The following is a 25,356-nucleotide window of genomic DNA, read 5'->3' on the forward strand; positions in this document are numbered from 1 at the left end:
GCCTGCCATCCGCGGGCGTTTGTCGCGCACACCGCCGGGTAGCCACCGCCGACCGTGCCGCGCGTGCCGCGTCCCGGTCGTGCCGACCGACTGCGGAGGACGAAACATGATGGGACCCGGCGACTTCGGCAACGACCCGTGGGACGAGTTCCTGGCCCGGTACTTCGGTCGGGGCGAGGGCGGTCGCCGGCCGGCCCACCGGGTGGACATCACCCGCCTGATGACCGCCGACGCCCGGGAGATGCTGGCCGACGCGGCCCGGCGGGCCGCCCAGAAGCACAGCAACGACCTGGACACCGACCACCTGCTCTGGGCCGCGTTGCAGCGTGAGCCGCTGCGGGACCTGGTCCGCCGCGCCGGCGCCGACCCGGACGCCCTGGTCAACGCGCTGGGCGGACGCGCCGAGGGGGGCGCGCCCGGCGGCGAGGTGCCGCCGAACCTGTCGCTCACCCCGGCCGCGAAACGGGCGCTGCTCGACGCCCACCAGCTCTCCCGCGCCATGGGCGCCAACTACATCGGCCCCGAGCACATCCTGATGGCGCTGCCGCTCAACCCGGAGTCGCCGGCCGGCCGGATGCTGGCCGCCGGGCGGATCCAGCCGGAGTCGTTGCAGGCGGCCAGCGCCGAGCGCGGCGCCGCGAACGGCCCGCGTCCGGACCGTGGCACGCCCACCCTCGACCAGTACGGGCAGGATCTCACCGAGCTGGCCCGGCTGGACCAGATCGACCCGGTGATCGGCCGCGCCGACGAGATCGAGCAGGCGGTGGAGATCCTGTCCCGGCGCACCAAGAACAACCCGGTGCTGATCGGTGAGGCCGGCGTCGGCAAGACCGCCATCGTGGAGGGGCTCGCGGAGCGGATCTGCGACGGCGACGTGCCGCAGACCCTGATCGGCAAGCGGGTCATCCAGCTCGACCTCTCCGGCCTGGTCGCCGGCACCCGCTACCGGGGTGACTTCGAGGAACGCCTGAAGAAGGTGATCGACGAGATCCGGGCCCACCGCGAGGAACTGATCATCTTCCTGGACGAGATCCACACGCTGGTCGGGGCCGGCGGCGCCGGCAGCGAGGGCGGGATGGACGCGTCCAACATGCTCAAACCGGCGCTGGCCCGCGGCGAGCTGCGGGTGATCGGCGCGACCACGCTCGACGAGTACCGGCGCACCATCGAGAAGGACGCCGCCCTGGCCCGCCGGTTCCAGCCGGTGCTGGTGCCCGAGCCGGGCGTCGAGGACACCGTCGCCATCCTGCGCGGCCTGCGCGACCGCTACGAGGCGCACCACCAGGTCCGCTTCACCGACGAGGCGCTGGTCGCCGCCGCCGAACTCTCCGACCGGTACGTCACCGACCGGTTCCTGCCGGACAAGGCGATCGACCTGATCGACCAGGCCGGCGCCCGGGTCCGGCTGCGCACCCGGACCCCGGCCTCCGACGTCCGCGACCTGGAACAACAGCTCGACGAGGTACGCCGGGACAAGGAACAGGCCGTCTCCGACGAGCAGTACGAACGCGCCTCCTCGCTGCGCGACAGGCTCGCCGAGCTAGAGGACCAGATCCGCCGCGCCCGCGGCGACGAGGGACCCAACCACGTGCCGGAGGTCGGTCCGAAGGAGATCGCCGAGGTGGTGTCCCGGGCCACCGGCATCCCGGTCACCCAGCTCACCGAGGAGGAACGCGACCGGCTGCTGCGCCTGGAGGGCCACCTGCACCAGAAGGTGATCGGGCAGGACGACGCGGTCGGCGCGGTGGCCGAGGCGGTCCGGCGCTCGCGTACCGGGCTGGCCGACCCGAACCGGCCGATGGGCAGCTTCCTGTTCCTCGGCCCCACCGGCGTCGGCAAGACGGAGCTGGCCCGCGCGCTCGCCGAGGCGCTGTTCGGCGAGGCGGACCGGATGGTCCGGGTGGACATGAGCGAGTTCCAGGAGCGGCACACCGTCAGCCGGCTGGTCGGCGCCCCGCCCGGCTACGTCGGCTACGAGGAGGCCGGCCAGCTCACCGAGGCGGTCCGCCGCCGCCCGTACGCGGTGGTGCTGCTCGACGAGATCGAGAAGGCGCACCCCGACGTCTTCAACATCCTGCTCCAGGTGCTGGACGACGGCCGGCTCACCGACAGTCAGGGCCGGACCGTGAACTTCAAGAACACCGTCCTGATCATGACCAGCAACCTCGGCTCCGAGCTGATCACCGGCACCCAGCGCACGGTCGGGTTCGCCACCGGCGAGCCGGGCGAGCAGGAGTCCACCGAGCTGCGGGAACGGCTGATGCGCCGGCTCCAGGAGAACTTCCGCCCGGAGTTCCTCAACCGGATCGACGAGGTGATCATCTTCCAGCGGCTGGAGGCCGAGCAGCTCCGGGAGATCACCGGCCTGCTGCTGGAGGAGACCCGCCGCCGGCTGCACGCCCAGGACATCCAGGTCGAGATCAGCACCGCCGGGGTCGACTGGCTCGCCGAGCACGGCTACCAGCCGGAGTTCGGGGCCCGCCCGCTGCGCCGGGTGATCCAGCGCGAACTCGACAACCGGCTGTCCCGGATGCTGCTGGAGAACGAGATCTCGCCGGGGCAGAAGGTCACCGTCGACGCCCGCGACGACCAGCTCGTCCTCGACGTGTCCGCCGGTGAGCGCGGCTACTCGGCCGCCACCACCTCCCATCCCCGGTGAGGGGACGGGCGCAAGGATCGGAGGGCGGACATGACCGAACCCGAGGAGAGCCGGGAGGACGCCGCGGCCGGTGAACCGATCGAGGCGCCGCCGACGGCGAACCCGTCCCGGGTCCGGGTGCCACCGGAGGGACTGACCCCGCAGACACCGAGCGGCGAGGGCGAGCCGGAACCGGCCGGGCCGCCGCCGGGAGAGGAGGCGTGATGGTACGCGAGGCGCGACTCGACCCCGAGGTCGAGATCATCTGGGACGACTTCCACGCCGAGGTGAACGTTCCCTCCGAACAGCTACGGCAGTGGCTGCTGACCCGCGGGTCGGGGGAGGAGGCGTTCGGCCCGGACCCCGACCTGGACCTGCCCGAACCCGGCCGGCGGATCCTCGCCGTGCTGCGCAAGCGCAAGGTGGACCTGACTCCGGAGGACATCGAGGTGATGCGCGAGGCGATCACCCGGATCCGGGAACTCGCCGCCGACCGACCGGACCGGGGCGCCGCCGACGACGAGTGGCGGCACGCGCTGCTCGACCTCGGTCACGACGTGCTGGTCGAACGCTGACTCCGCGCGTCTGCAACCGCCGCCCCTCGTCACGGAGAGTGACGACGCCGGGAGATGGATGCGGTCGGGAGCGGTATACCTCTCAGGCATAATTATGCCTCTGCGGTATACCGCTCCCGACCGAACTCTCTGTCCGGACGCGACACGCCCGGAGCCGGTCCCGGCCCGGCCGCACGGCCCGCGCCTCGCTCGGGGCGTTCGCCCAGGCCGGAGCTACTCGGACTCCATGCTGGGCAGCTCCAGGCCGGCGGCGTCGGCCGCGGCCTGCCGGTCCGCCCGCGCCCGCTCCTCCCGGCTGAGCAGGGTGGCGTACTCGGTGACGTCCGCCGGGCCCGGCACCTCGGGCAGCCGGCGCAGGAACGCCTCGACGTCGGCGGCGGCGGCGGTGTGCGCGGCAGCCGCCTGACGCAGCAGCTCCCGCTGGTCGGCGGCCGGATACAGGTCAGTCATGCCGCCGGTGATACCCGCGTTCAGGCGGTTCGCACCCCACCGGTGCCGGTGGGCTGCACACCGAAGTCCGGATGGGCCAACAGCCAACCCAGATAGTCCGGATGATTGGCCAGCGCGTCGGTGTACGCCGCCACCGCCTGCTCCAGCACCGGCTCGGCCACCACCGCGGCCGGCGCCTCCGGATGCCAGCCGAACAGCAACCGCCAGCGCAGCGGCACCCCGGCCAGCCGGCGGGTCACCAGCCCCGCCACCGGACGGAAGGTGGCCTGGCACAGCGCCACCGCGGTGCCCGCGTCCACCAGGTCCAGCGCGGCGCGCACGTCCGCCTCGTACACCTTGCGGGGGGTGAAGCCGGCCCGCGCGCACGCGGCGGCGAAGCAGTCGCCGAAGCAGCCGTCGCCCGGCGCGGCCACCCACTGCTCGCGGCGCAGGTCGAGCAGGTCGATCTCGTCGCGGGCGGCCAGCGGGTGGGTCTGCGGCAGCAGCACGAAGACCGGGTCGACGGCCACCTCCCGCCAGCTCAACCCGAACACCGGCGACGGCGTGGCGTCCCCGCACACCCCGGCCAGGGCGAAGTCGAGCCGACCGCCGGCCACCAACTGGGCCAGCTCGTCCACCGACCACGACGCGTACGTGGAGATCTGCGCGTCGGCGCGCTCGGCGGCGAGCCGGTGCACCAGCCGGCCCAGGATCGGGCTGTTCACCCCGCCGAACCGGTAGCGGCGCAGCGGGTCGCCCGCGCCGGCCAGCCGGGCCGCCTCGTCCTGGAGGCCCTTCATCGCCGGCAGCAGCACCCGGGCCCGGTCCAGCACCAGCTCACCCAGTGCGGTGGGCCGGGCGCCCCGGCGGTCCCGTTCGAACAGCGGCCCGCCGAGGACCCGCTCGATCCGCTGGAGCTGGGCGGTCAGCGCCGGCTGGGCCAACCCGAGCAGGGACGCCGCCTTGGTGACGCTCCCCGTCTCGGCGATCGCGCAGACCACCCGCAGGTGTCGCAGCTCCAGATTCATAGGGTGACGGTAGGACCACGAACGGGTGTCCGGGAAGGGGTAAATCGGCTCATGCCTCCCGGCGGGGCTCCAGGTCGGCCAGGCGGGTCCGCCGCCCGCTGACCGCGTCGCGCACCTTGTCCAGCACCCCCACCGCCGGCTCGACGATCTTGTTCCACGGCGGCGTGGCCGGGGTGCCCGGGTGCGGCCGGGTGGGCGCCGCCTCCTCCGCGATCTCCCACCGGTTGCCCAGCCGGATCAACTCGGCGTCGCTTGCCACCTCGCGCAGCGGCGTGACCAGCGCGGCCACCCGGCTGACGTGCCGGCGCACCCGCTCCGCCACGTCGGCCAGCGCCGCGTCGTCCGGACCGGCCAGCCCCTTCAACGCGGTCAGCAGCGCGGCGTCCGCCTCGATCTCCCGGGTGACCAGCTCGGCGCTCTCCGGCACCGCGGCCCGGGCGGCGGGGAAGAGGTACTGCTCCTCGGCGGAGAGGTGCCGCGACACCGCGGCGGTCAGCACGTCCAGCACCCGGGCGCGGTCGGCCGGGTCCTGCCCGGCGTCGGTCAACCGGTCGGCCAGGTCGAGCAGCGCGCGGTGCTCGGCGTCCACGAGGTCGGCCAGGCTCCGCCCACCCGGCCGGTACCGGTCGTCGGCGGCGGGTGGGAGCGGCGGCAGGGGGACGGTCATGGTGCCCTCCTCGTGGCTGGCCGGAATCGTGGTGGCCGGAATCGATGTTCGGCGTTACCCTGCCGCGCGTCGGGCGAAACCGGGCCGCACCGCGCCGGCCGCCGCGCCCGGTCCGACTGGTATAAGGAAGCGATGACGACCTCCGCCTCACCCGAGCCCACCGACGAGGTCGTGGACCTCTGCCGGGACCTGCTGCGCATCGACACCACCAACACCGGGGACAACGACACCAGCGTGGGGGAGCGGCGCGCGGCGGAGTACGTCGCGGAGAAGCTTGCCGAGGTCGGTGTGGCCGCCGAGATCCACGAGTCGGCGCCCGGGCGGGCCAACCTGGTCGCCCGCATTCCCGGCACCGAGCCCGACCGGGACGCGCTGCTGGTGCACGGCCACCTCGACGTGGTGCCCGCCGACCCCGACGAGTGGTCGGTGCACCCGTTCTCCGGCGAGATCCGCGACGGCTACCTGTGGGGCCGCGGCGCGATCGACATGAAGGACTTCGACGCCATGGTGTTGGCCGTGGTGCGCGACTGGCAGCGCGCCGGCGTCCGACCCCGCCGCGACATAGTGCTCGCTCTCACCGCCGACGAGGAGGCCGGCAGCGACTACGGCGCGCACTTCCTGGCCCAGCGCCACCGGGGCCTGTTCGACGGCTGCACCGAGGCGATCGGCGAGGTGGGCGGCTTCTCCTACACCGTCGACGAGCAGCGCCGGCTCTACCTGATCGAGACCGCCGAGAAGGGCATCGACTGGCTGCGCCTGCACGCCCGGGGGCGGCCCGGCCACGGCTCGATGATGCACGACGACAACGCGGTGACCGCGCTCGCCGAGGCGGTCGCCCGGATCGGCCGGCACCGCTTCCCGGTGGTGATGACCGACACCGTACGGGCGTTCCTGGCCGAGGTCTCCGACGTGCTCGGCGTCGAGATCGACCCGGACGACCCGGAGACCGCGATCGCCAAGCTCGGCCCGATCGCGAACATCATCGGCGCGACGATCCGCAACACCGCCAACCCGACCCGGCTGGCCGCCGGCTACAAGGACAACGTCATCCCCGGCCGGGCCACCGCCACCATCGACTGCCGCAGCCTGCCCGGGCAGAGCGAGGAGCTGGAACGGCAGTTGCGGGAGCTGGTCGGGCCGGACATCGCGATCGAGTACGTGCAGCGCCAGCCGGCCCTGGAGACCACGTTCGACGGGGACCTGGTGGCGCAGATGTCCGCCGCGCTGCGCGAAGAGGACCCGGGCGCGCACCCGGTGCCGTACATGCTCTCCGGCGGCACCGACGCCAAGGCGTTCTCGCAGCTCGGCATCCGCTGCTTCGGGTTCGCGCCGCTACGGCTGCCGGCCGACCTCAATTTCTCCGGCCTGTTCCACGGCATCGACGAGCGGGTTCCACTGGACGGACTACAGTTCGGCGTGCGGGTTCTCGACCGCTTCCTCCGCAACTGCTGACCGCGCCCGCCGCGGCGCCGTCGGCGCGGAACCTGCCCCCATCGCGAAGGGACTGCCTCACATGACCGACCAGCACGGTGAGCTGGACGCCGCCCTCGAGCGGGTGATCGACGCGGCCCGCGCCCACCTGGCCGCCGTCCGGGCCGCCCAGGGCCGGATCGACGACGACGCCGTCTGGCAGGCGTACGTCGCGTTGAACAACGCCTCGTTCGCCTACGACGAGCAGTTGCTCGACGCGTTCGGCGAGGTGACGCCCTGGGACGTCGAGTCGATCGACCCGGACGAGGCCGACGAGCGCTTCGGCGCGGTCGAGGGCGGCGAGCCCACCGACCCGCACCCCCGGGTGATCTCGGTGCGGCAGCGCCGCGACTACCGGGTCCCCAGCGTCGCCGCGCTGCTCCGGGTCGCCGAGGCGGCCCGCCGGGAGGGCACCCCGGAGGAGGACGAGCCGGCGCCGGTCGAGGGCGTCGGCGAGGCGGTGCTGGAGCTGTTGCAGAGCGGCGACGGCTCGCTGTCCGCGCTGGACGTGCCGGAACTGGAGCCGCTCGACGGCGTGGTCATGGTCAGCGAGGTCGGCACCCCGGTCGACCTGGAGTCGTTCGACGACGACGACCCGGTCGGCCCGTTCCAGCCGGCCGTCGACGACCGGCTGGTCGGCCGGCTCGACGAGCACCCGTTCCTTGAGGTCGACGAGGAGCACGATCACGCCCACTAGGCCGTGCTCGCCCCGGGGCCGCACCGCACGGCGCGGCCCCGGGGGCGGCCCGGCTCAGTACGACAGGCCGGGCTGCGGCTTGTTCACCACCCGGCGTCGCAGCATCACCTGCCGGGTGCCGTCCCGGTAGAGCCGTACCCGGGCCAACTCCCAACCGGAGAACTCCGCCTGGATCGCCAGTTGCGCCGCGGCGGTCAACCGATCGACATTCGAAGGCAACCGCAGCGGCGCGTACTCGTAGTCCATGACATCCATGCTGCCCAGCCCGGCGGCGCTCCGCCACCCCCGGACGGTGACCCCGGTCGCCCCGCCTCCGCCGGCGACTGGTCAGCCGTCCCGCTCCGGGTACCCGATCGGCACCGCGGAGACGTCGTCCAACGCCGTGACGATCTCGTCCGGCAGCGTCATCCGTTCCACCTGGAGCGCGCCGAGGAGCTGCCCCACCGTGCGGGCGCCGAGGATCGGCGCGGTCACGCCCGGCCGGTCCCGGATCCAGGCCAGCGCCACCTCCAGCGGCGACACGCCGAGCCCGCCGGCGGCGATCGCCACCGCCTCCACGATGCTGGAGCAGCGGGGCTCCAGGTACCTGCCGACGAACCGGTCGAAGTGCGGCGACACCGCCCGCGAGTCCGCCGGGCGGCCGTTGCGGTACTTGCCGGTGAGCACCCCCCGGCCCAGCGGCGACCAGGGCAGCACACCGAGGCCCATCTCGGCGCAGGCCGGCAGCACCTCGCGTTCGATGCCGCGCTCCAGGAGCGAATACTCCACCTGGGCGGCGACCACCGGGGCGCGCCCCGGCCAGGCGGCCTGCCAGGCGGCGGCCCGGGCGGTCTGCCAGCCGGAGAAGTTCGACACGCCGACGTACCGGGCCCGGCCGCTGGAGACCGCGTGATCCAGCGCGGCGAGCGTCTCCTCCAGCGGCGTGTCCGGGTCGTACCCGTGCGCCTGCCACAGGTCCACGTGGTCGGTGCCGAGCCGGCGCAGCGACGCGTCGAGCGTGCGCAGCAGGTGCCCGCGCGAGCCGTCCCGGCGTCGGCCGCTGCCCGGCCGCAGCCCCGCCTTGGTGGCGATGAGCAGCTCGTCGCGGTCCACCAGGCTGCCCAGCAGGGAGCCGATCACCGACTCGGCGTCGCCGTCGGCGAACACGTCGGCGGTGTCGACGAGGTTGCCGCCCGCGTCGAGGTAACTCTTCAGCTGGGCGGCCGCGTCGTCCGCGTCGGTGTCCCGTCCCCAGGTCATGGTGCCGAGCGCGAGCCGCGAAACCGCCAGCCCGCTTCGGCCGAGCGGTCGCTGTTGCATGCGTGAACCTTATTTCGAAGCCGGCGTCACGGATATCCTCGCCGCAGTCAACTTCCCGCGCGACCGCAACCGGGTGTGACGTGTTCGGGCGAGCCGGTCGTCGGTGGGCCCACCGGCATTGCGTAACCTGATGCGACCTGTGGTGCGGACGGTGGGAGGATCATGCGACTCGGGCTCAGCCTCGGATACCAGACGGCGTGGAGCACGCCCGCCGACCACCTGGCGCTCGCCCAGGAGGCGGACCGCCTCGGCTACTCGGTGGTGTGGGCCGCGGAGGCGTACGGCTCCGACTCGCCGAGCATGCTGGCCTGGATGGCCGGGCAGACGGAGCGGATCGACCTCGGCTCCGCGGTCATGCAGATCCCGGCCCGCACCCCGGCGATGACCGCGATGACCGCGACCACCATCGACGCGCTCTCCGGCGGCCGGTTCCGGCTCGGCCTGGGCGTCTCCGGCCCGCAGGTCTCCGAGGGCTGGCACGGTGTGCGGTTCGCCAAGCCGTTGGCCCGCACCCGGGAGTACGTCGACATCGTCAAGCTCGCGGTGGCCCGCAAGGAGGTCGCCTACGACGGCGAGCACTACACGCTGCCGCTGCCGGACGGCCCGGGCAAGGCGCTGCGGCTGGGCTTCCATCCGCCGCGCGCGCACATCCCGATCTACCTGGCCGCGGTCGGCCCGAAGAACCTGGAGCTGGCCGGCGAGATCGCCGACGGCTGGCTGGCCGTCTTCTACGCCCCGGAGTTCGCCGAGGAGCAGCTCGCCTCGGTCCGGGCCGGGCGGGCCGCCGCCGGCAAGGAGCTGGCCGGCTTCGACGTGGTGCCGTCCGTGCCGGTGGTGGTCGGCGACGACGTCGCCACCTGCGCCGAGCTGGTCCGCTGGTACGCCGCGCTCTACGTGGGCGGGATGGGCAGCCGGAAGCAGAACTTCTACAACCAGCTCGCCACCCGGATGGGCTACGGCGACGCGGCCCGCGAGGTGCAGGATCTCTACCTGGCCAAGCGCCAGCGGGACGCCGCCGCCGCGGTGCCGATGGAGTTCATCGACCGGACGTCGCTGCTCGGCCCGAAGGAGCGCATCGCCGAGCGGATGCGGGAGTACGCCGCCGCCGGCGTGACCACGCTGTCGGTGACGCTGTTCGTGGCCGACCGGGACAGCGGCGTGCAGACGCTGCGTACCGTCGCCGAGGCCCTCGACCTGTCCGGGGTCGGCGAGTGACCTGGGTCGAGGCCATCGTCCTGGGCGTCGTCCAGGGGCTGACGGAGTTCCTGCCGGTGTCGTCCTCCGGCCACCTGCGGATCACCTCGGCGATCTTCTTCGGCCGCGACGCGGGCGCGTCGTTCACCGCGGTGACCCAGCTCGGCACCGAGGCCGCGGTGCTGATCTACTTCTTCAAGGACATCTGGCGGATCGTCCGGACCTGGTGCCTGGGCCTGGTGGACCGTTCGGTGCGCTCCAGCCTCGACTACCGGATGGGCTGGTACGTCATCGTCGGCACGATCCCGATCGGGATCCTGGGGCTGCTCTTCAAGGACCAGATCCGCACCGCCGGCCGGAACCTCTACCTCATCTCCTTCACGTTGATCTTCTTCGCCCTGGTGCTCGCGTTCGCCGAGTACTGGGGGCGGCAGACCCGCACGCTGGAGAACTTCCGGATGCGGGACGGCGTGGCGATGGGGCTGGGGCAGGCGATGGCGCTCATTCCCGGCGTCTCCCGGTCCGGTGGCACGCTGACCGTCGGCCTGTTCCTCAACCTCACCCGGGAGACCGCGGCCCGCTACTCGTTCCTGCTGGCCATTCCCGCCGTGGTGATCTCCGGCGTGTTCAGCCTGCCGGACGTCTTCGAGCCGTCCGCGCCGGGCACCGCCGCGCCGAGCGTGGCCCAGATGGCGGTGGCCACGCTGATCGCGTTCGCCATCGGGTACGCGGCCATCGCCTGGCTGCTGCGCTACGTCGCGCACCACACGCTCTACCTCTTCGTGATCTACCGGGTGGCGCTCGGCACGCTGGTGCTCTGCCTGCTGCTCACCGGCACGATCAGCGCCACCTGATCCCGACGGACGCCGAAGGCCGGCACCCCGCCCGGGGTGCCGGCCTTCGCGGGTCAGCTGTTCCAGTGCTCGGCGACGAGGTCGGCGGCCTGCTGCTCCCACTGCGCGTAGTGGTCCGGGTAGGCGCTCACCTGGACGGTCTGCGCGGCCCGGGTCAGCGGCATGTCCTGCCAGCCGTCGACCTGCTTGAGGCCCTTGAGGAAGGCCAGGGTGGCGTACTCGGGGTCGGTGATCTGCTCGACCGTGCCCCACCCGGAGGACGGGCGCTGCTGGAACAGGCCCTGCGAGTCGTGGTCGTTGCGGTCGCCGAGGTGGCCGAGGTTCTCCAGCTTCGACTCCTGGAGGGCGGTGGCGATGGAGACGACCGCGGCGCGCTCGTCCATGCCGGCCTTCTTGGTGGCGGCGATGATCGCCTTGACGTTGGCGGTCTGCTCGTCGTCGAGGTCGATGCGGGACTGGGCGCCCTGCACGCCGTGCGGGACCAGCGCGGCGGTGTCGAGCTTCGTCTGCACGGCCACGGCGCTCTCGCGCGGGGTGGGCGTGGTGTCCTGGTGGTTCAGCGGGCCGGCGGCCAGGCCACCGGCGACGGTCAGACCGGCGATACCGAGGATGCTCTTGCGCAGCATGGTGTTCATGGGGGCTCCGTTCGGGGGTCGACGCACCGGGGTGGGCGCGTGGCACCGTCAGGCGCTCGTCTCGGGGGATCCGGCCGGCCACGGGGCGGGGGCCTCGTCGTGGCGGCGGAACCCTGTGCAACGACCGGCGACCCGCCGGCATTCCGGCGATCCGCATCCCGGGTCGGCGGGATGTTTTCGCTGCTCGGCCGTGCACCGGGTACAACGCCCGCGGCCCACCGCCGATTCCGTCGGACGGGTGTCCCCGACCACCACGAAACCGGACGTCCCGCTCAGGTGTCTCGTCCGGGCGGTTCCCGCCCGGGGCGGACGACGACGGTACGTACCACGCCCCCCGGAGGTCCCGAGCGCCTGTCGAGCGGAGAGCAGGGTCGACTCAGCCGCCCGTCGCGCTCGGCCCGGCGGAGAAGGCCCGCGTGGTGGGGCCGCCCCCACGTGATCACCCGAGCGGGGGCGGCCGTCACCGTGGCACCGCCTAGGGTGGTGGTCGTGGCGACCCTTCTGCTCTTGCGACACGGCCGGACGACCGCGAACGCCGACGGCGGCCTGGCCGGCCGGCAACCGGTCGAGCTGGACGACACCGGCCGCGCCCAGGCCGCGGCCGTCGGCGGGCGCCTCGCCGGGCTGCCGCTCGCGGCGGTGGTGAGCAGCCCGCTGATCCGCTGCCGGCAGACCCTCGACCTGGCGTTGCCCGGCGTCGAGCCGGTGGTCGAGGAGGGCCTGATCGAGTGCGGCTACGGCGCCTGGGAGGGGCAGGCGCTGAAGAAGCTGGCGAAGGAGCCGCTCTGGCCGGTGGTGCAGCAGCATCCCAGCGCCGCCGCCTTCCCGGAGGGCGAGTCGATGGCGGCGATGTCCGCGCGGGCGGTCGCGGCGGTGCGGGCGTGGGACGCCCGCGTCACGGCGGAGCACGGGCCCGAGGCGGTCTGGCTGGCGTGCAGCCACGGCGACGTGATCAAGGCGATCGTGGCCGACGCGCTCGGCGTACATTTGGATCTCTTCCAACGGATCGTGGCCGATCCGGCGTCGGTCACGGCGATCCGCTACACGCCGCTGCGACCCTTCCTGGTGCGGCTCAACGACACCGGCGGCGACCTGTCGACGCTGGTCGCGCCGCCGCGCAAGCGGCGCCGGCGGGCGGTGCGGGCGACCGGGTCGGACGCGGCGGTGGGCGGCGGCGCGGGGGCGGCGCGGTGAGCCGGCCGGCCGCGGCGGCCCGGCGTGTTGCGCTCTGGGCGGATTCGGCGTCGGTGGGCTGCGCGGTGCTTCCGCGCTCCGGATAGGGTCGTGGGTATGACGCACCAGGTGCACGCGTTCGAGCCGCCGGAGCGGTTCGTCGCCGGAACGGTCGGCCCGCCGGGGGAGCGCACCTTCTTCCTCCAGGCGCGCGGCGGCGGCCGGCTGGTCAGCGTCGCGCTGGAGAAGGTCCAGGTGTCGCTGCTCGCCGAGAAGCTGGAGGAGTTGCTCTCCGAGGCGCAACGCCGGTTCGGGGTGAAGCTGCCGGAGGCCGCTCCGGTGGTGCTGGGCGACAACGAACCGCTCGACACCCCGGTCGACGAGGAGTTCCGGGTCGGCACGCTCGGTCTGGCGTTCGACGTGGACACCGCCACCGTGGTGATCGAGGCGATCGCCGTGGGCGAGGCGGAGACCGAGGTCGAGCTGGGCGACGCGGAGACCGACGAGGTCGAGATCGACGAGGAGCCGGACGAGCCCGACGACGACCTCGACCGGCTCCGGGTGCGGCTGACCCCCGAGGCGACCCGCGAGTTCATCGAGCGCGCCAAGCGGGTGGTCAACGCCGGCCGGCCGCCCTGCCCGCTCTGCGGCCAGCCGCTCGACCCGGCCGGTCACCTCTGCCCCCGGCACAACGGCTATCACCGGTGACCTCGTCGGAACTGCAACCCCGACAGGACGCCGCGCAGGCGCTGCGGCTGCTGGCCGACGGCGAGCTGACCCTGGAGGGGCGGCTGGTCGACGCCTCCAACGCCACGCTGCGCGGCGCGGTCGCGCTCGGCGAGATCACCGCGCACTGTGTCTACAAGCCGGTCCGCGGCGAGCGCCCGCTCTGGGACTTCCCGGACGGCACGCTCGCCGGCCGGGAGGTGGCCGCCTACCTGGTCTCCCGCGCCACCGGGTGGGACCTGGTGCCGCCGACCGTGCTGCGCGACGGCCCGTTCGGCCCCGGCTCCTGTCAGCTCTGGATCGACGAGCCGGCGGACGCCGAGCCGCTCGTCGGCTTCGTCCCGGCCGGGTCGGTCCCGCCGCGCTGGTTCCCGATCGCCGCGGCCCGTGACGACGACGGGGCGGCGTACGCGCTGGCGCACGCCGACGACCCGCGGCTGGCCCGGCTGGCCGTGCTCGACGCGGTGATCAACAACGCCGACCGCAAGGGCGGGCACGTGCTCGTCGGCGCCGACGACCGCATCTACGGCGTGGATCACGGCGTCAGCTTCCACGTCGAGGAGAAACTGCGCACGGTGCTCTGGGGCTGGGCGGGTCGCCTGCTCCCACCGGACGCGGTGGAGATGCTCGACGCGCTGGCCGGCCGGCTCGACGGTGCGCTCGGCGAGGAGTTGGCCGAGCACCTCACGCTCGGCGAGGTCGCGGCGGTCGCGGCCCGGGTGGAGCGCCTGCGGGCCGACGGCCGGTTCCCGCTGCCGCCGGAGGAGTGGCCGGCCATGCCCTGGCCGCCGATGTGAACCGGTGTCGCGTTGATCACCCGAGGGGTGGCACCCGAGCGCCTGACGGATCGTTAGGCTGGCGGTCATGGAGTCTTGGACGGGACACGAGGTGCCACGGCTGCCCGGTGAAGGCGTGCCGCTGAGGTTGTACGACTCGGCGCGGCAGGGCGTCCACCCCTCCCGGCCCGACGGCGTCGCCACCCTGTATGTCTGTGGCATCACCCCGTACGACGCCACCCACCTCGGGCACGCCGCCACGATGATCACGTTCGATCTGGTGCAGCGGATGTGGCGCGACGCCGGCCTGACCGTGCGGTACGTGCAGAACGTCACCGACATCGACGACCCGCTGCTGGAGCGCGCCGAGCGCGACGGCGAGGACTGGAAGGTCCTGGCCATGCGGGAGACGGCGTTGTTCCGCGAGGACATGGAGTCGCTGCGCATCATCCCGCCGGCGCACTACGTCGGCGCGGTCGAGTCGATCCCGGACATCGCCGACCGGGTGCTCGTGCTGCTCAAGGACGGCGCGGCCTACCGGCTCGACGACGGCACCGGCGACGTCTACTTCGACATCTCCGCCACCGGCACGTTCGGCTACGAGTCCAACCTGTCCCGCGCGCAGATGCGGGAGATCTTCCCGGAGCGCGGCGGCGACCCGGACCGCGCCGGCAAGCGGGACCCGCTCGACCCGCTGCTGTGGCGCGGCGCCCGCGAGGGCGAGCCGTCCTGGCCCGGCGGCGACCTCGGCCCCGGCCGTCCCGGCTGGCACATCGAGTGCGCGGTCATCGCGCTGAACCTGCTCGGCGACCGGATCTGCGTGCAGGGCGGCGGCAACGACCTGATCTTCCCGCACCACGAGTGCTCCGCGGCGCACGCCGAGCGGCTGACCGGCGCGGCGCCGTTCGCCGACCACTACGTGCACGCCGGCATGATCGGCCTGGACGGCGAGAAGATGTCGAAGTCCAAGGGCAACCTGGTCTTCGTGTCCCGGCTGCGCGCCGACCGGGTCGACCCGATGGCGGTGCGGCTGGCCCTGCTCGCCGGCCACTACCGCACCGACCGGTCCTGGACCGACGAGCTGCTCGTCGAGGCGCACGAGCGGCTGGACCGCTGGCGGCGGGCCGCCGCCGCGCCGTCCGGCCCGTCGGGCGAGGCGTTCCTGACCGAGCTACGCGCCCGCCTCGCCGACGACCTCGACACGCCGGGCGCGCTGGCCGCGGCCGACGCCTGGGCCGCCCGGACGCTGGCCGGCGCCGCCGACGACCCGTCCGCTCCCGCCCTGTTCGCCGACGCGCTGGACGCCCTCCTCGGCATCCGCGTGTAAGGAAGGGCCCCCGGTTAACGCCTCCGGTATAGACCGGGCCCCTTCTCACCACCCATCGGGCGGATCAGCCGAGGACGAGGCCCGGGTCGGGGCTGGGGTCGGGGGCCGGGGCGGGGATCTTGTACTCCTCGGTGAGCGTGGTCATCGGGCCCGGCCAGGTGGCCTGGGCGACCTCGATCGGTTTGCGCCGCTCGTCGTACGCGACGTGCAGCAGGTGCAGCACCGGCGTGTCCGGGCGGATCTGGAGGATCTCCGCCTCCTCCCGGCTGGGCTGGCGGGCGCTGATGGTGTCCGTCGCCGTCACGTAGCGGCGGCCGGTGGCCTCCTCGGCCTCCTGGTAGAGCGGCCGGCCGAACGCCTCGGCCCGTTCCAGTGAGCTGCCGGCGGTGTCGGCGGGCAGGAACCAGGACGCGCCGACCTCGACCGGGGAGTCCTCGGTGCGGACCAGGTGCCGCCGGCAGAGCAGCTCGGTGCCGTCGGCGACGCCGAACGCGTCGGCGACCTCCGGCGGGGCGGCGGCGCGACCGACGGAGACGAGCTGCTGGCGGTACCGGGCGGCCAGGTCGGTGTGGTAGCCGCGGAAGCCGCCGTACCGGCCGCGGGCCAGGCGGTTGAGCCGGCGGCGGGTGCCCCGGACGTACGTGCCGGAGCCCGGTTTGGTGATCAGGACGCCCTCGACCCGGAGCTGGTCGACGGCGCGCTGGACGGTCTGCTTGGCCACGCCGAACAGCTCGGCGATGGCCGGGATGGACGGCAGTCGCTCGCCGGGCGCCCAGTCGCCGCGGCGCACCCGGTCCTTGAGCTGCGCGGCGATCTGCCGGTGCGGGAACTCGGCCGCGCCGGGGTTGATCTGCATGTCCGCCTCCTCAGAACAGCTAGGTTCCTAGGATGCCCTAGCGGGCGTGACGCCGCCACCCCGAACACGCGAAAAGGCCGGGCCCACGGGGGACCCGGCCTTCGAACGAACCAGCTACCAGGAACCCGCGGTGGGCCCGGCGGAACCGCCCCGACGGCGCAGGTACTTCTCGAACTCCTGCGCGATCTCGTCCCCGGTCAACGGCGTTATGCCCGCGTCACCGACGCGTTCCTCCAGCTCACGCACGTACTCGCCGAGTTCGGCGTCCTGCTCGGCGGCGCTGCGCACCCGCTGCTCCCACTCGGCGGCCTCCTCGGCCAGGTCGGCCATCGGCACCGGCAGGTCGAGCACCTCCTCGACGCGGTGCAACAGCGCCAGCGTCGCCTTCGGGCAGGGCGGGTTGTTGGCGTAGTGCGGCACGTGCACCCAGAACGACACCGCGTCGACCTCGGCGCGGGTGCACGCGTCGTGCAGCACCCCGACGATGCCGGTCGGCCCGTCGTAGCGGGTGGGGGTGAGTTGGTATCGCTTGGCCGCGTCGGCGTCGGACGCGCTGCCGCTGATCGGCAGCGGCCGGGTGTATGGCACGTCGGCCAGCAACGCGCCGAGCAGCACCACCCGCTCGACCTCCAGGCTGTGGCAGATCTCCAGCACCTGTTCGCAGAACGTGCGCCAGCGCATGCTCGGCTCGATGCCGCGGATCAGCACCACATCCCGCTCGGTGCCCTCCGGGCTGGCCACCATGAACCGGGTGGTGGGCCACTCGACCCGGCGGGTCTCCCCGTCGGCCATGGTGATGGTCGGCCGGCTCACCTGGAAGTCGTAGAAGTCCTCCGGGTCCAACTCGGTCACCTGCCGGGCCTGCCAGACCTGTTCGAGGTGCTCCACGGCGGCGGTGGAGGCGTCCGCGGCGTCGTTCCAGCCCTCGAAGGCCGCGATCGCGACCGGTGAGCGCAGTACCGGCAGCCCGTCGAACTCGGTCACGCCCTCACCTCACCCTGCTCGTCGGGAGCCGTGCCGCCCCGTCGCACGGTCGCGTCCCTGATGTCCTTCACGTCCGCCAGCCTACGTGTCGCCCCCGGAGCCGGCCCGTCGGCCGCGCCGGTCACCCGGCCGGACCACCCGGCCGAACCGGATGAAAGGTACGCGGTGATCCGGCCGACATTATGTGGGATGGCGTGATGGGAGTGACCGTGGCGTCGCTCGGCGCACTAACCTGACCGGGTGGCTACTTCGTTGCGCGACCTGCTGGCGGACCGGATCCTCATCGCCGACGGGGCCATGGGGACGATGCTCCAGGCCGCCGACCTCACCATCGACGACTTCGACGGCCTCGAGGGCTGCAACGAGATCCTCAACGTCACCCGGCCGGACGTGGTCCGTGGCGTGCACGAGGCGTACCTGGCGGCCGGCGCGGACTGCGTGGAGACCAACACGTTCGGCGCGAACCTGCCCAACCTCGCCGAGTACGGCATCGCCGAGCGCATCCGGGAGCTGTCCGAGGCCGCCGCGCGGATCGCCCGCGAGGCCGCCGACGCGTACTCGACGCCGGAGCGGCCCCGGTTCGTGCTCGGCTCGATGGGCCCCGGCACCAAACTGCCCACGCTGGGGCACGCGCCGTACGCCTCGCTGCGCGACGCGTACCAGGAGAACGCCGCCGGCCTGATCGCCGGCGGGGCCGACGCGCTGATCATCGAGACCTGTCAGGACCTGCTCCAGGTCAAGGCCGCGGTGGTCGGCTCGAAGCGGGCCCGCGACGCCGCCGGCCGGGACGTGCCGATCATCTGCCAGGTGGCCGTGGAGACCACCGGCACCATGCTGCTGGGCAGCGAGATCGGCGCGGCGCTCACCGCGATCGAGCCGCTCGGCGTCGACCTGATCGGCCTCAACTGCTCCACCGGCCCGGCCGAGATGGGTGAGCACCTGCGCTACCTGTCCCGGCACTCGCGCATCCCGGTGTCCGTGATGCCGAACGCCGGCCTGCCGGTGTTGACCGCCGACGGCGCGTACTTCCCGCTCGGCCCGGAGGAGATGGCCGACGCGCTGGAGCAGTTCGTCGACGACTACGGCGTGGGCCTGATCGGCGGCTGCTGCGGCACCACGCCGGAGCACATCCGGGTGCTGGTGGAGCGGCTCGGCGGGCGGCGCCCCACGGCCCGCGCGCCGGAGCCGGAGGCGGGCGTCTCCTCGATCTACCACCACGTGCCGTTCGCCCAGGACGCCAGCGTCCTGATGGTGGGGGAGCGGACCAACGCCAACGGCTCGAAGGCGTTCCGCGAGGCGATGCTCGCCGCCGACTGGCAGACCTGTGTGGAGATCGCCCGCAACCAGGCCCGCGACGGTTCCCACCTGCTCGACCTCTGCGTCGACTACGTCGGCCGGGACGGCACACAGGACATGCGCGAGCTGGCCGGCCGGTTCGCCACCGCGTCCACGCTGCCGATCGTGCTGGACTCCACCGAGCCGGCGGTGATCGAGGCGGGGCTGGAGATGCTCGGCGGCCGATGCGTGGTCAACTCCGTCAACTTCGAGGACGGCGACGGCCCCGACTCCCGCTACGCGCGGGTCATGCCGGTGGTGAAGGAGCACGGCGCCGCCGTGGTGGCGCTGCTCATCGACGAGGAGGGCCAGGCGCGGACCCGGGAGTGGAAGGTCCGGGTGGCCAGCCGGCTGATCGACGACCTGACCGGCCGCTGGGGGATGCGCCGGGAGGACATCCTCATCGACGCGCTGACGTTCCCGATCGCCACCGGGCAGGAGGAGACGCGCCGCGACGGCATCGAGACGATCGAGGCGATCCGGGAGATCGTCGCCCGGTACCCGGGGGTGAACTTCACCGCCGGCATCTCGAACGTCTCGTTCGGCCTCAACCCGGCGGCCCGGCAGGTGCTCAACTCGGTGTTCCTGCACGAGTGCGTCCAGGCCGGTCTGAGTTCGGCCATCGTGCACGCCAGCAAGATCCTGCCGATGTCGCGGATCCCGGACGAGCAGCGCGAGGTGGCGCTCGACCTGGTCTACGACCGCCGGCGCGAGGGCTACGACCCGGTGCAGCGGTTCATCGAGGTGTTCGAGGGCGTCGACGCCGCGTCGGCGCGCGCCACCCGGGCCGAGGAGTTGGCCGCGCTGCCGTTGGAGGAGCGGCTCAAGCGGCGGATCATCGACGGCGAGCGCAACGGCCTGGAGGCCGACCTGGACACCGCGATGGCCGAGGGGCGCACGCCGCTGTCCATCATCAACGACCTGCTGCTGGACGGCATGAAGGTGGTCGGCGAGCTGTTCGGCTCGGGCCAGATGCAGTTGCCGTTCGTGCTCCAGTCCGCCGAGGTGATGAAGACCGCGGTGGCGTACCTGGAGCCGCACATGGAGAAGGCCGACGACGACGGCAAGGGCCGGATCGTGCTCGCCACCGTGAAGGGCGACGTGCACGACATCGGCAAGAACCTGGTCGACATCATCCTGTCCAACAACGGCTACGACGTGGTCAACATCGGCATCAAGCAGCCGATCAACGCGATCCTCGACGCGGCCGAGGAGCACCGGGCCGACGCCATCGGCATGTCCGGGCTGCTGGTCAAGAGCACGGTCATCATGAAGGAGAACCTGGCCGAGATGGCGTCGCGCGGCGTCGCCGAGCGCTGGCCGGTGCTGCTCGGCGGCGCGGCGCTGACCCGGGCGTACGTCGAGGACGACCTGCGGTCGATCTACCCGGGGCAGGTGCACTACGCCCGGGACGCGTTCGAGGGTCTGTCGCTGATGGACCGGGTGATGACGGCCAAGCGGGGCGGCGCGCCGGTGGTGGATCCGGAGCGGGAGGCCGCGCTGGCGGCCCGCCGGGAGCGCCGGGAGCGGCAGCGCGCCCAGGTGCGCGAGGCGCTGCCCGAGCTGGACGACGCCTCGGTGCGCTCGGACGTGGCGGTGCAGGAGTCGGTGCCCACGCCGCCGTTCTTCGGCACCCGGGTGGTCAAGGGCGTGCCGCTTGCCGACTACGCGGCGCTGCTCGACGAGCGGGCCACGTTCCTGGGGCAGTGGGGGCTGCGCGGCGCCCGGGGCGGCACGGGTCCGACGTACGAGGAGCTGGTGGAGACCGAGGGTCGGCCCCGTTTGCGCTACTGGTTGGATCGGCTGATCGCCGACCAGGTGTTGGAGGCGGCCGTGGTGTACGGCTACTTCCCGGCGTACTCCGAGGGCAACGACCTGGTGGTGCTGGACGAGAACGGGCACAGCGAGCGGGCCCGGTTCTCGTTCCCCCGGCAGCGGCAGGAGCGTCGGCTGTGCCTGGCGGACTTCTTCCGCCCGAAGGGCGACCAGTTGGACGTGGTGGCGTTGCAGTTGGTCACCGTGGGGCAGCCGATCAGCGAGTACACGGCGAAGATGTTCGCCGCGAACGAGTACCGCGACTACCTGGAGGTGCACGGCCTGTCGGTGCAGCTCACCGAGGCGCTGGCGGAGTACTGGCACCGGCGTGTCCGGTCGGAGCTGGTGCTGCCGGGCGGCGGCACGGTCGCCGACGACGACCCGGCCGACCTGGCGGGCCTGCTGCGCAACGACTACCGCGGCTGCCGGTACGCGTTCGGCTATCCGGCCTGCCCGGACCTGGAGGACCGGGCGAAGGTGGTGCAGTTGCTCGACGCGGAGCGGATCGGCGTGCAGTTGTCGGAGGAGTTCCAGCTCGTGCCGGAGCAGGCCACCGACGCGATCGTGGTGCACCACCCGGAGGCGAACTACTTCAACGCCAAGTAGCCCGTGCTCGGCGGTGGCCCACCCCACGGCGTCGGGGTGGGCCAAGACCATCCTGTCGCTGTCCTGAGTGGACATGATCGGCCGGGGGTGGGCACCATGCGTGCGTGGCGGTGGAGGTGTGGACTGCGGTGACGTCGTTGGGCGGTGTGGCCATCGGCGGCGGACTCTCCTATCTGGTGCAGCATTCGACCCAGCGGATGGCGGCCCGGACCGAGGAGCGTAAACAGGATCTCGCCCGGGCGGAGGCCCGGCGGGCCGAGCGGCTGGCGCTGGTGGAGCGGTTCGTCACGGTGGGGGCCGACGCCGAACGCTGCGCGTTCACCCGCCCCGACCGGTGGGAGGACGGCGAGGAGTGGCCGACGCGGACGCAGTCGGTGATGAACCAGTTCTGGGTCGCGGAGCGGATGATCCGCCTGCTGTTCCCGATCCCGGTGCACGACGCCGCCCGGGCGTACTTCCTGGTGCTCAACGGCGCCGTGTGGGAGGGGGTGCCGGACGGGCAGGACGCGCGGGACATGTTCGAGCAGCCGCGTCTGGTCTTCCTGGACGCGGTGCGCGAGGCGCTCGGCACCTGACGACAAATTCTGTCCCGTATCGGTATCACTCGGAAGGGTTCTCACATCCTCTTCCGGTTATATGGGCAACTGTCCGGTCCTAACGTGAGGGCGCAACCGACCCGATCGAAGGGCCACGACCATGCATGACATCTCGCGTCGCACGCTGCTCCAGGCGACGGCCGCCGTGGGCGCCGGGGCGGTCGTCGCGCCGGCCGTGCTCGGCGGGCCCGCCCAGGCGGTCACCGGCACCGACGGCTCCGGGGCGCCCGTCTGGGCCGAGTGCCCGCCGGCGCAGTTGACCGGCCGCATCGTGCGGTTCGGTGACCCCGACTATCCGACCGCGAGCCTCGGCTGGGACGAGTTGTTCGTCCGCAACCCGCTGGTCATCGTGTTCGCGCAGAACACCCAGGACGTGGTGAACGCGCTCGCCTGGTCGCGGCAGAACGACGTCGCGCTGCGGGTACGCAGCGGCCGGCACAGCCTTGAGGGCTGGTCGAACGTGGACAACGGCATCGTGATCGACGTCAGTGAGCTGAAGTCGGCCGACATCAACCCGGCCACGCTCACCGCACGCGTCGGCGCCGGGCTCAACCAGTTGGAGGCGGTCACCGCGCTCGCCCAGCGAGGGCTCGCGGTGACGACCGGCACGGAGGGCAGCGTGGGCCTGTCCGGGGCGACTCTGGGCGGGGGTTTCGGCTTCCTGACCCGCTGGCTCGGCATGGCCTGCGACAACCTGATCGGGGCGGAGATCGTCGTCGCGTCCGGGGCGAACGGCGCGAAGGCGATCGAGGTGGACCTGCGGAACCGCCGGGACCTGCTCTGGGCCCTACGCGGGGCGGGTAACGGCAACTTCGGCATCGTGACCTCGCTGACCTACCGGGTGGCCCCGCTGCGCGGCGTCGCCTACCTCCAGGCGACCTGGTCCGGCCTCGACGACCTGCCGGGCGTCTTCGACAGGTGGCAACGCACCGCGCCGTTCACCGACGTGCGCCTCGGCTCCCAACTGGAGATCCACCGGTCGCAGATCCTACTGTTCGGCGTGCTCGCCGAGGGCACCGAGGCGGAGGTGCGCAGGCTGCTGGAGCCCGTCCTGTCGGTCGGCGCCCCGCAGGTCACGGTGCAGATCGGTGGCTGGGGCGACATCTACGCCGGGTTCCAGGTCCCGACCCGGGACGAGCCCGCGAACTGGAAGTTCTTCTCCCAGTTCACCCGCCGGCTGTTCCCGCCCGAGGCGATCGAGATCGTCCGCTCCTTCATCGCGGTCGCGCCCACCGACGACAGCAACTTCTTCACCCAGGCGTTCGGTGTCGGCGCGCAGGCGAAGCAGCCGGTCGGCGGTTCGGCGTTCCCGCACCGCGACGCGATCTTCTACTCCGAGCCCGGGGCCGGTTGGGGGACCCGCGGCGTGCCGGACAGCGGCGACGCCCTCACGCCGGCGGCCCAGGCGTGGATCGCCGAGTTCAGCCAGGCGCTGCGCCCCTACGTGGACGGTGCCTACGTCAACGTGCCGAACATCGGCATGCAGGAGTGGGAGACCGCGTACTGGGGGCCGAACGTGGAGCGACTCCGCCGGCTCAAGGCGGTCTACGACCCGCACAACGTCTTCCAGTACGAGCAGAGCATCCCGCCGGCGTCGTGCTGACGGCGGCGGATCGGGGCTGCCTCTGCGGCGCCGGGTCAGGCGTGCGGCAGGACGGACTCCGGCGCGGCGGGTAGCCGCTGGCGGAGCCAGGTCACGACCAGTTCGTCGAAGCCGGGCGCCCGCACGCCCCGGACCCGGATGTGGTGGTCGGCGTCGGGGAACACCACGACCGTGGGGTCGGCGCGGATCCGGTCCAGGGCGCGCACGCTGGCGTCGACCGGGACCTGCACGTCGCCCGCGCCGAAGATCGCCAGCAACGGGCAACGCAGGGCGGCGAGCGCCGGCTGCGGGTCGTGGTCGGCGATGCCGGCGAGGAAGCGGATCGACGCGGGCGAGGTGCCGGCGAGCAGCGGGACGCGGCCAGCGGCGCCACCCAGCCGCCCTGACTGTGTCCGATCAACGCGACCGGACCCGACCCGATGTCCGGCCTCGCGCGCAGGGCGGCCACCGCGGCCAGGGTCTCGTCGGCCCGGTCAACCAGGCTCTGCCGGGTCCAGTCGCCGGTGGACGCGCCGGAGCCGGGTTTGTCGTGGGCGAGGCTGGCGAAGCCGGCGGCGGCCAGCCGGGTCTGCCACTCCCGCTGGTCGCGACCGCCCGGGCCGGAGCCCTCGACGAAGACCACCGCCGGGTACGGTCCCGGCCAGGGCGGCCGGACCAGGTCGCCGACCAGCACGTCGTCGCCGTGGCGGAAGGACAGTTCCGTCGTCTCTGGGGCGAACAGCACGGTCAGCTCGCACGCGGCGCGTACATGATGATCGCGACGCCGACCAGGCAGATGGCCGCGCCGGCGAGGTCGTAGCGGTCGGGCCGGAACTTGTCGACGAGCATGCCCCAGGCGAGCGACCCGGCGACGAAGACGCCGCCGTAGGCGGCGAGGATGCGCCCGAAGTTCGGGTCGGGCTGGAACGTGGCCACGAAGCCGTACACGCCGAGCGCGATGATCCCGCCCGCGATCCAGAGCAGGCCGCGGTTCTCCCGCCAGCCCTGCCAGACCAGCCACGCGCCGCCGATCTCGGCCAGCGCGGCGACCAGGAACAGCAGGATGGATCGCGCGACGGTCATGGGTCCGACCGTACCGCGGCGATCTTGCCGGGGTCAGCCGCGCGGTGGTCAACTCCTCGTGCTCCGCCCTCATCCCGGCGGCTCCGGGCCGTCGCCGGCCCGGAGCGCCGGAGGCGGTCAGTACGCGTAGGTGACCGAGATGGTGGCGGCCGGGCAGTTGTTCGCCCAACTGGTCAGCGCGCTCTTCTCCGCGCTGTCCACGGTGAGCCGCCAGCGGATCTTGACGGCCACCCACTCGCCGACGTAGCGGCAGCGGGCCGAGGCGTACGGCGGCAGCCAGGTGGCCGGGTCCTGGTCGCCCTTGGCCTGGTTGACGTTGTCGGTCACCGCGGCCAGGGCGCGTGCGTCACCCAGGTCGTTCGCGTACGCCTGGCGGCGGCTGGTGGTCCAGTTCCGGGCGCCGGAGTCCCAGGCCTCGGCGAGCGGGACCATGTGGTCGATGTCCAGGTCGGCGGTGGCCGTCCAGGTGGCGTTGTCGTAGTAGGAGTACCACCGGCCGCCGGAGAGCGTGCAGGTGCCGCTGATGGTGGGCTTCGTGGTGGCCTCGGCGTAGAGCACCTCGTTGCGGGTGTGGCAGCCGTCGCTGTCGGCGTCGATCCAGTGCGGGAACAGGTCACGGCTGTAGCCGGTGCGGACCTCGGTGGCGACGGAGAGGCCGGCGACCGCGCTGGTGAGCGACGCGGAGTAGCCGGCGGCGGGGGCGGGCTGGGCGAGGCCGAGGGTGGTGGCCAGGATCGCGGCGAGGCTGATGGCCGTGGCGCGCAGGTTGCGGGACATGGGACTCCATCCGTACGGGAACGGCGCGACTGTCCCCCTCATATAGACAGATGTGGACGTCACGGTCCAGGTCGATCTCGGTGAACATCGCCTGACCATCGACACCGCGCCCGAGGACGACACGAATTCGACTGTGCCGGCCGGCCCGGCGGGCTACTTTCGCAGAAGAGGCGGCAGCGCCGCGTCCACGCCCGCGCCGTCCGATTGACGCGGTCGAGACGGCCGGTGACGAGC

General features: G+C 72.9%; 26 protein-coding genes. 15 read left to right on the forward strand and 11 right to left on the reverse strand.

Annotated elements, in window-relative coordinates:
- The first annotated feature begins 106 nt into the window (after positions 1–106).
- Genes ACIA6B_RS17540 through ACIA6B_RS17550 form a run of 3 tightly spaced genes read left to right on the forward strand, consistent with a single transcriptional unit; the run spans position 107 to position 3,213 of the window.
- Complete coding sequence (locus ACIA6B_RS17540; protein WP_281940695.1) at positions 107–2,659, forward strand: ATP-dependent Clp protease ATP-binding subunit; 2,553 nt, start codon at positions 107–109, stop codon at positions 2,657–2,659.
- A gap of 30 nt (positions 2,660–2,689) precedes the next feature.
- Positions 2,690–2,863 (forward strand): hypothetical protein, encoded by a 174-nt coding sequence (locus tag ACIA6B_RS17545; RefSeq protein WP_396774439.1) that lies wholly within the window; start codon positions 2,690–2,692, stop codon positions 2,861–2,863.
- Entirely contained in the window at positions 2,863–3,213 is a 351-nt protein-coding gene (locus ACIA6B_RS17550; RefSeq protein ID WP_396774440.1) for a DUF3140 domain-containing protein, read from the forward strand. The genes ACIA6B_RS17545 and ACIA6B_RS17550 overlap by 1 nt, the downstream gene beginning before the upstream one ends.
- A gap of 213 nt (positions 3,214–3,426) precedes the next feature.
- Here ACIA6B_RS17550 and ACIA6B_RS17555 read toward each other — a convergent pair whose 3' ends face one another.
- From ACIA6B_RS17555 to ACIA6B_RS17565, 3 genes are read right to left on the reverse strand one after another with little or no spacing between them, the layout of a single operon-like run.
- Positions 3,427–3,663 (reverse strand): hypothetical protein, encoded by a 237-nt coding sequence (locus ACIA6B_RS17555; protein ID WP_396774441.1) that lies wholly within the window; start codon positions 3,661–3,663, stop codon positions 3,427–3,429.
- A gap of 20 nt (positions 3,664–3,683) precedes the next feature.
- A complete protein-coding gene (locus tag ACIA6B_RS17560) occupies positions 3,684–4,670 on the reverse strand; it encodes a LysR family transcriptional regulator (RefSeq protein WP_107155552.1) in 987 nt (328 codons plus the stop codon).
- 49 nt (positions 4,671–4,719) lie between these two features.
- Complete coding sequence (locus ACIA6B_RS17565; RefSeq protein ID WP_396774443.1) at positions 4,720–5,337, reverse strand: hemerythrin domain-containing protein; 618 nt, start codon at positions 5,335–5,337, stop codon at positions 4,720–4,722.
- Between the two features lie 132 nt (positions 5,338–5,469).
- On the opposite strand from ACIA6B_RS17565, the gene ACIA6B_RS17570 reads away from it, so the two are divergent.
- Positions 5,470–6,789: a M20/M25/M40 family metallo-hydrolase gene (locus ACIA6B_RS17570; protein ID WP_396774445.1), complete on the forward strand. Its 1,320-nt coding sequence runs from the start codon at positions 5,470–5,472 to the stop codon at positions 6,787–6,789.
- 61 nt (positions 6,790–6,850) lie between these two features.
- A complete protein-coding gene (locus ACIA6B_RS17575) occupies positions 6,851–7,504 on the forward strand; it encodes a hypothetical protein (RefSeq protein WP_107155555.1) in 654 nt (217 codons plus the stop codon).
- A gap of 54 nt (positions 7,505–7,558) precedes the next feature.
- On the opposite strand, the gene ACIA6B_RS17580 is transcribed toward ACIA6B_RS17575, so the two are convergent.
- On the reverse strand, positions 7,559–7,750 hold the full coding sequence (locus ACIA6B_RS17580; RefSeq protein WP_107155556.1) for a DUF5703 family protein: 192 nt from the start codon (positions 7,748–7,750) through the stop codon (positions 7,559–7,561).
- Positions 7,751–7,831: 81 nt separating this feature from the next.
- Positions 7,832–8,803 (reverse strand): aldo/keto reductase, encoded by a 972-nt coding sequence (locus ACIA6B_RS17585; RefSeq protein WP_107155557.1) that lies wholly within the window; start codon positions 8,801–8,803, stop codon positions 7,832–7,834.
- 162 nt (positions 8,804–8,965) lie between these two features.
- Here ACIA6B_RS17585 and ACIA6B_RS17590 point away from each other — a divergent pair, with 162 nt between their 5' ends.
- Complete coding sequence (locus ACIA6B_RS17590) at positions 8,966–10,018, forward strand: LLM class F420-dependent oxidoreductase (RefSeq protein WP_396774447.1); 1,053 nt, start codon at positions 8,966–8,968, stop codon at positions 10,016–10,018.
- Complete coding sequence (locus ACIA6B_RS17595) at positions 10,015–10,851, forward strand: undecaprenyl-diphosphate phosphatase (protein ID WP_396774448.1); 837 nt, start codon at positions 10,015–10,017, stop codon at positions 10,849–10,851. The genes ACIA6B_RS17590 and ACIA6B_RS17595 overlap by 4 nt, the downstream gene beginning before the upstream one ends.
- A gap of 53 nt (positions 10,852–10,904) precedes the next feature.
- Here ACIA6B_RS17595 and ACIA6B_RS17600 read toward each other — a convergent pair whose 3' ends face one another.
- Complete coding sequence (locus ACIA6B_RS17600; RefSeq protein ID WP_396774450.1) at positions 10,905–11,486, reverse strand: hypothetical protein; 582 nt, start codon at positions 11,484–11,486, stop codon at positions 10,905–10,907.
- Positions 11,487–11,966: 480 nt separating this feature from the next.
- Between ACIA6B_RS17600 and ACIA6B_RS17605 the strand changes: the two genes are divergently transcribed.
- The 4 genes from ACIA6B_RS17605 to mshC all read left to right on the forward strand — a co-directional run bounded on the left by ACIA6B_RS17605 (position 11,967) and on the right by mshC (position 15,488).
- Positions 11,967–12,680 carry a histidine phosphatase family protein gene (locus ACIA6B_RS17605; protein ID WP_396774607.1) on the forward strand — a complete coding sequence of 238 codons (714 nt, stop codon included), beginning with the start codon at positions 11,967–11,969 and terminating at the stop codon, positions 12,678–12,680.
- Between the two features lie 96 nt (positions 12,681–12,776).
- The gene (locus ACIA6B_RS17610) at positions 12,777–13,367 is read left to right on the forward strand and encodes a DUF3090 domain-containing protein (protein ID WP_281940717.1); all 591 of its coding nucleotides are present in this window, start codon (positions 12,777–12,779) and stop codon (positions 13,365–13,367) included.
- Positions 13,364–14,182 (forward strand): SCO1664 family protein, encoded by an 819-nt coding sequence (locus ACIA6B_RS17615; RefSeq protein ID WP_396774452.1) that lies wholly within the window; start codon positions 13,364–13,366, stop codon positions 14,180–14,182. Before ACIA6B_RS17610 ends, ACIA6B_RS17615 begins: the two co-directional genes overlap by 4 nt.
- A gap of 67 nt (positions 14,183–14,249) precedes the next feature.
- A complete protein-coding gene (gene mshC, locus ACIA6B_RS17620; RefSeq protein WP_396774453.1) occupies positions 14,250–15,488 on the forward strand; it encodes a cysteine--1-D-myo-inosityl 2-amino-2-deoxy-alpha-D-glucopyranoside ligase in 1,239 nt (412 codons plus the stop codon).
- Between the two features lie 64 nt (positions 15,489–15,552).
- Here mshC and ACIA6B_RS17625 read toward each other — a convergent pair whose 3' ends face one another.
- A complete protein-coding gene (locus tag ACIA6B_RS17625) occupies positions 15,553–16,344 on the reverse strand; it encodes a GntR family transcriptional regulator (RefSeq protein WP_396774455.1) in 792 nt (263 codons plus the stop codon).
- A 114-nt stretch (positions 16,345–16,458) separates the two neighbouring features.
- Positions 16,459–17,328: a PAC2 family protein gene (locus tag ACIA6B_RS17630; RefSeq protein ID WP_030504102.1), complete on the reverse strand. Its 870-nt coding sequence runs from the start codon at positions 17,326–17,328 to the stop codon at positions 16,459–16,461.
- 252 nt (positions 17,329–17,580) lie between these two features.
- On the opposite strand from ACIA6B_RS17630, the gene metH reads away from it, so the two are divergent.
- From metH to ACIA6B_RS17645, 3 genes are all read left to right on the forward strand, one after another.
- Complete coding sequence (metH, locus tag ACIA6B_RS17635; protein WP_396774609.1) at positions 17,581–21,084, forward strand: methionine synthase; 3,504 nt, start codon at positions 17,581–17,583, stop codon at positions 21,082–21,084.
- 104 nt (positions 21,085–21,188) lie between these two features.
- Positions 21,189–21,659, forward strand: a complete 471-nt coding sequence (locus ACIA6B_RS17640) for a hypothetical protein (protein WP_396774457.1) — start codon at positions 21,189–21,191, stop codon at positions 21,657–21,659.
- A 121-nt stretch (positions 21,660–21,780) separates the two neighbouring features.
- A complete protein-coding gene (locus ACIA6B_RS17645) occupies positions 21,781–23,283 on the forward strand; it encodes an FAD-binding oxidoreductase (RefSeq protein WP_396774459.1) in 1,503 nt (500 codons plus the stop codon).
- A 91-nt stretch (positions 23,284–23,374) separates the two neighbouring features.
- Here the strand turns inward: ACIA6B_RS17645 and ACIA6B_RS17650 are convergent, their stop codons facing one another.
- From ACIA6B_RS17650 to ACIA6B_RS17660, 3 genes are all read right to left on the reverse strand, one after another.
- Positions 23,375–24,007, reverse strand: coding sequence for an alpha/beta hydrolase family protein (locus ACIA6B_RS17650; RefSeq protein WP_396774461.1), 633 nt, complete (start codon positions 24,005–24,007; stop codon positions 23,375–23,377).
- Positions 24,008–24,009: 2 nt separating this feature from the next.
- The gene (locus ACIA6B_RS17655) at positions 24,010–24,345 is read right to left on the reverse strand and encodes a YnfA family protein (RefSeq protein WP_396774463.1); all 336 of its coding nucleotides are present in this window, start codon (positions 24,343–24,345) and stop codon (positions 24,010–24,012) included.
- Between the two features lie 117 nt (positions 24,346–24,462).
- On the reverse strand, positions 24,463–25,122 hold the full coding sequence (locus ACIA6B_RS17660; RefSeq protein ID WP_396774464.1) for an HNH endonuclease family protein: 660 nt from the start codon (positions 25,120–25,122) through the stop codon (positions 24,463–24,465).
- Positions 25,123–25,174: 52 nt separating this feature from the next.
- On the opposite strand from ACIA6B_RS17660, the gene ACIA6B_RS17665 reads away from it, so the two are divergent.
- Positions 25,175–25,330, forward strand: a complete 156-nt coding sequence (locus ACIA6B_RS17665; protein WP_396774465.1) for a hypothetical protein — start codon at positions 25,175–25,177, stop codon at positions 25,328–25,330.
- Positions 25,331–25,356: the final 26 nt, after the last annotated feature.

This window comes from Micromonospora sp. NPDC051141, assembly GCF_044455765.1.
Lineage (GTDB): Bacteria > Actinomycetota > Actinomycetes > Mycobacteriales > Micromonosporaceae > Micromonospora.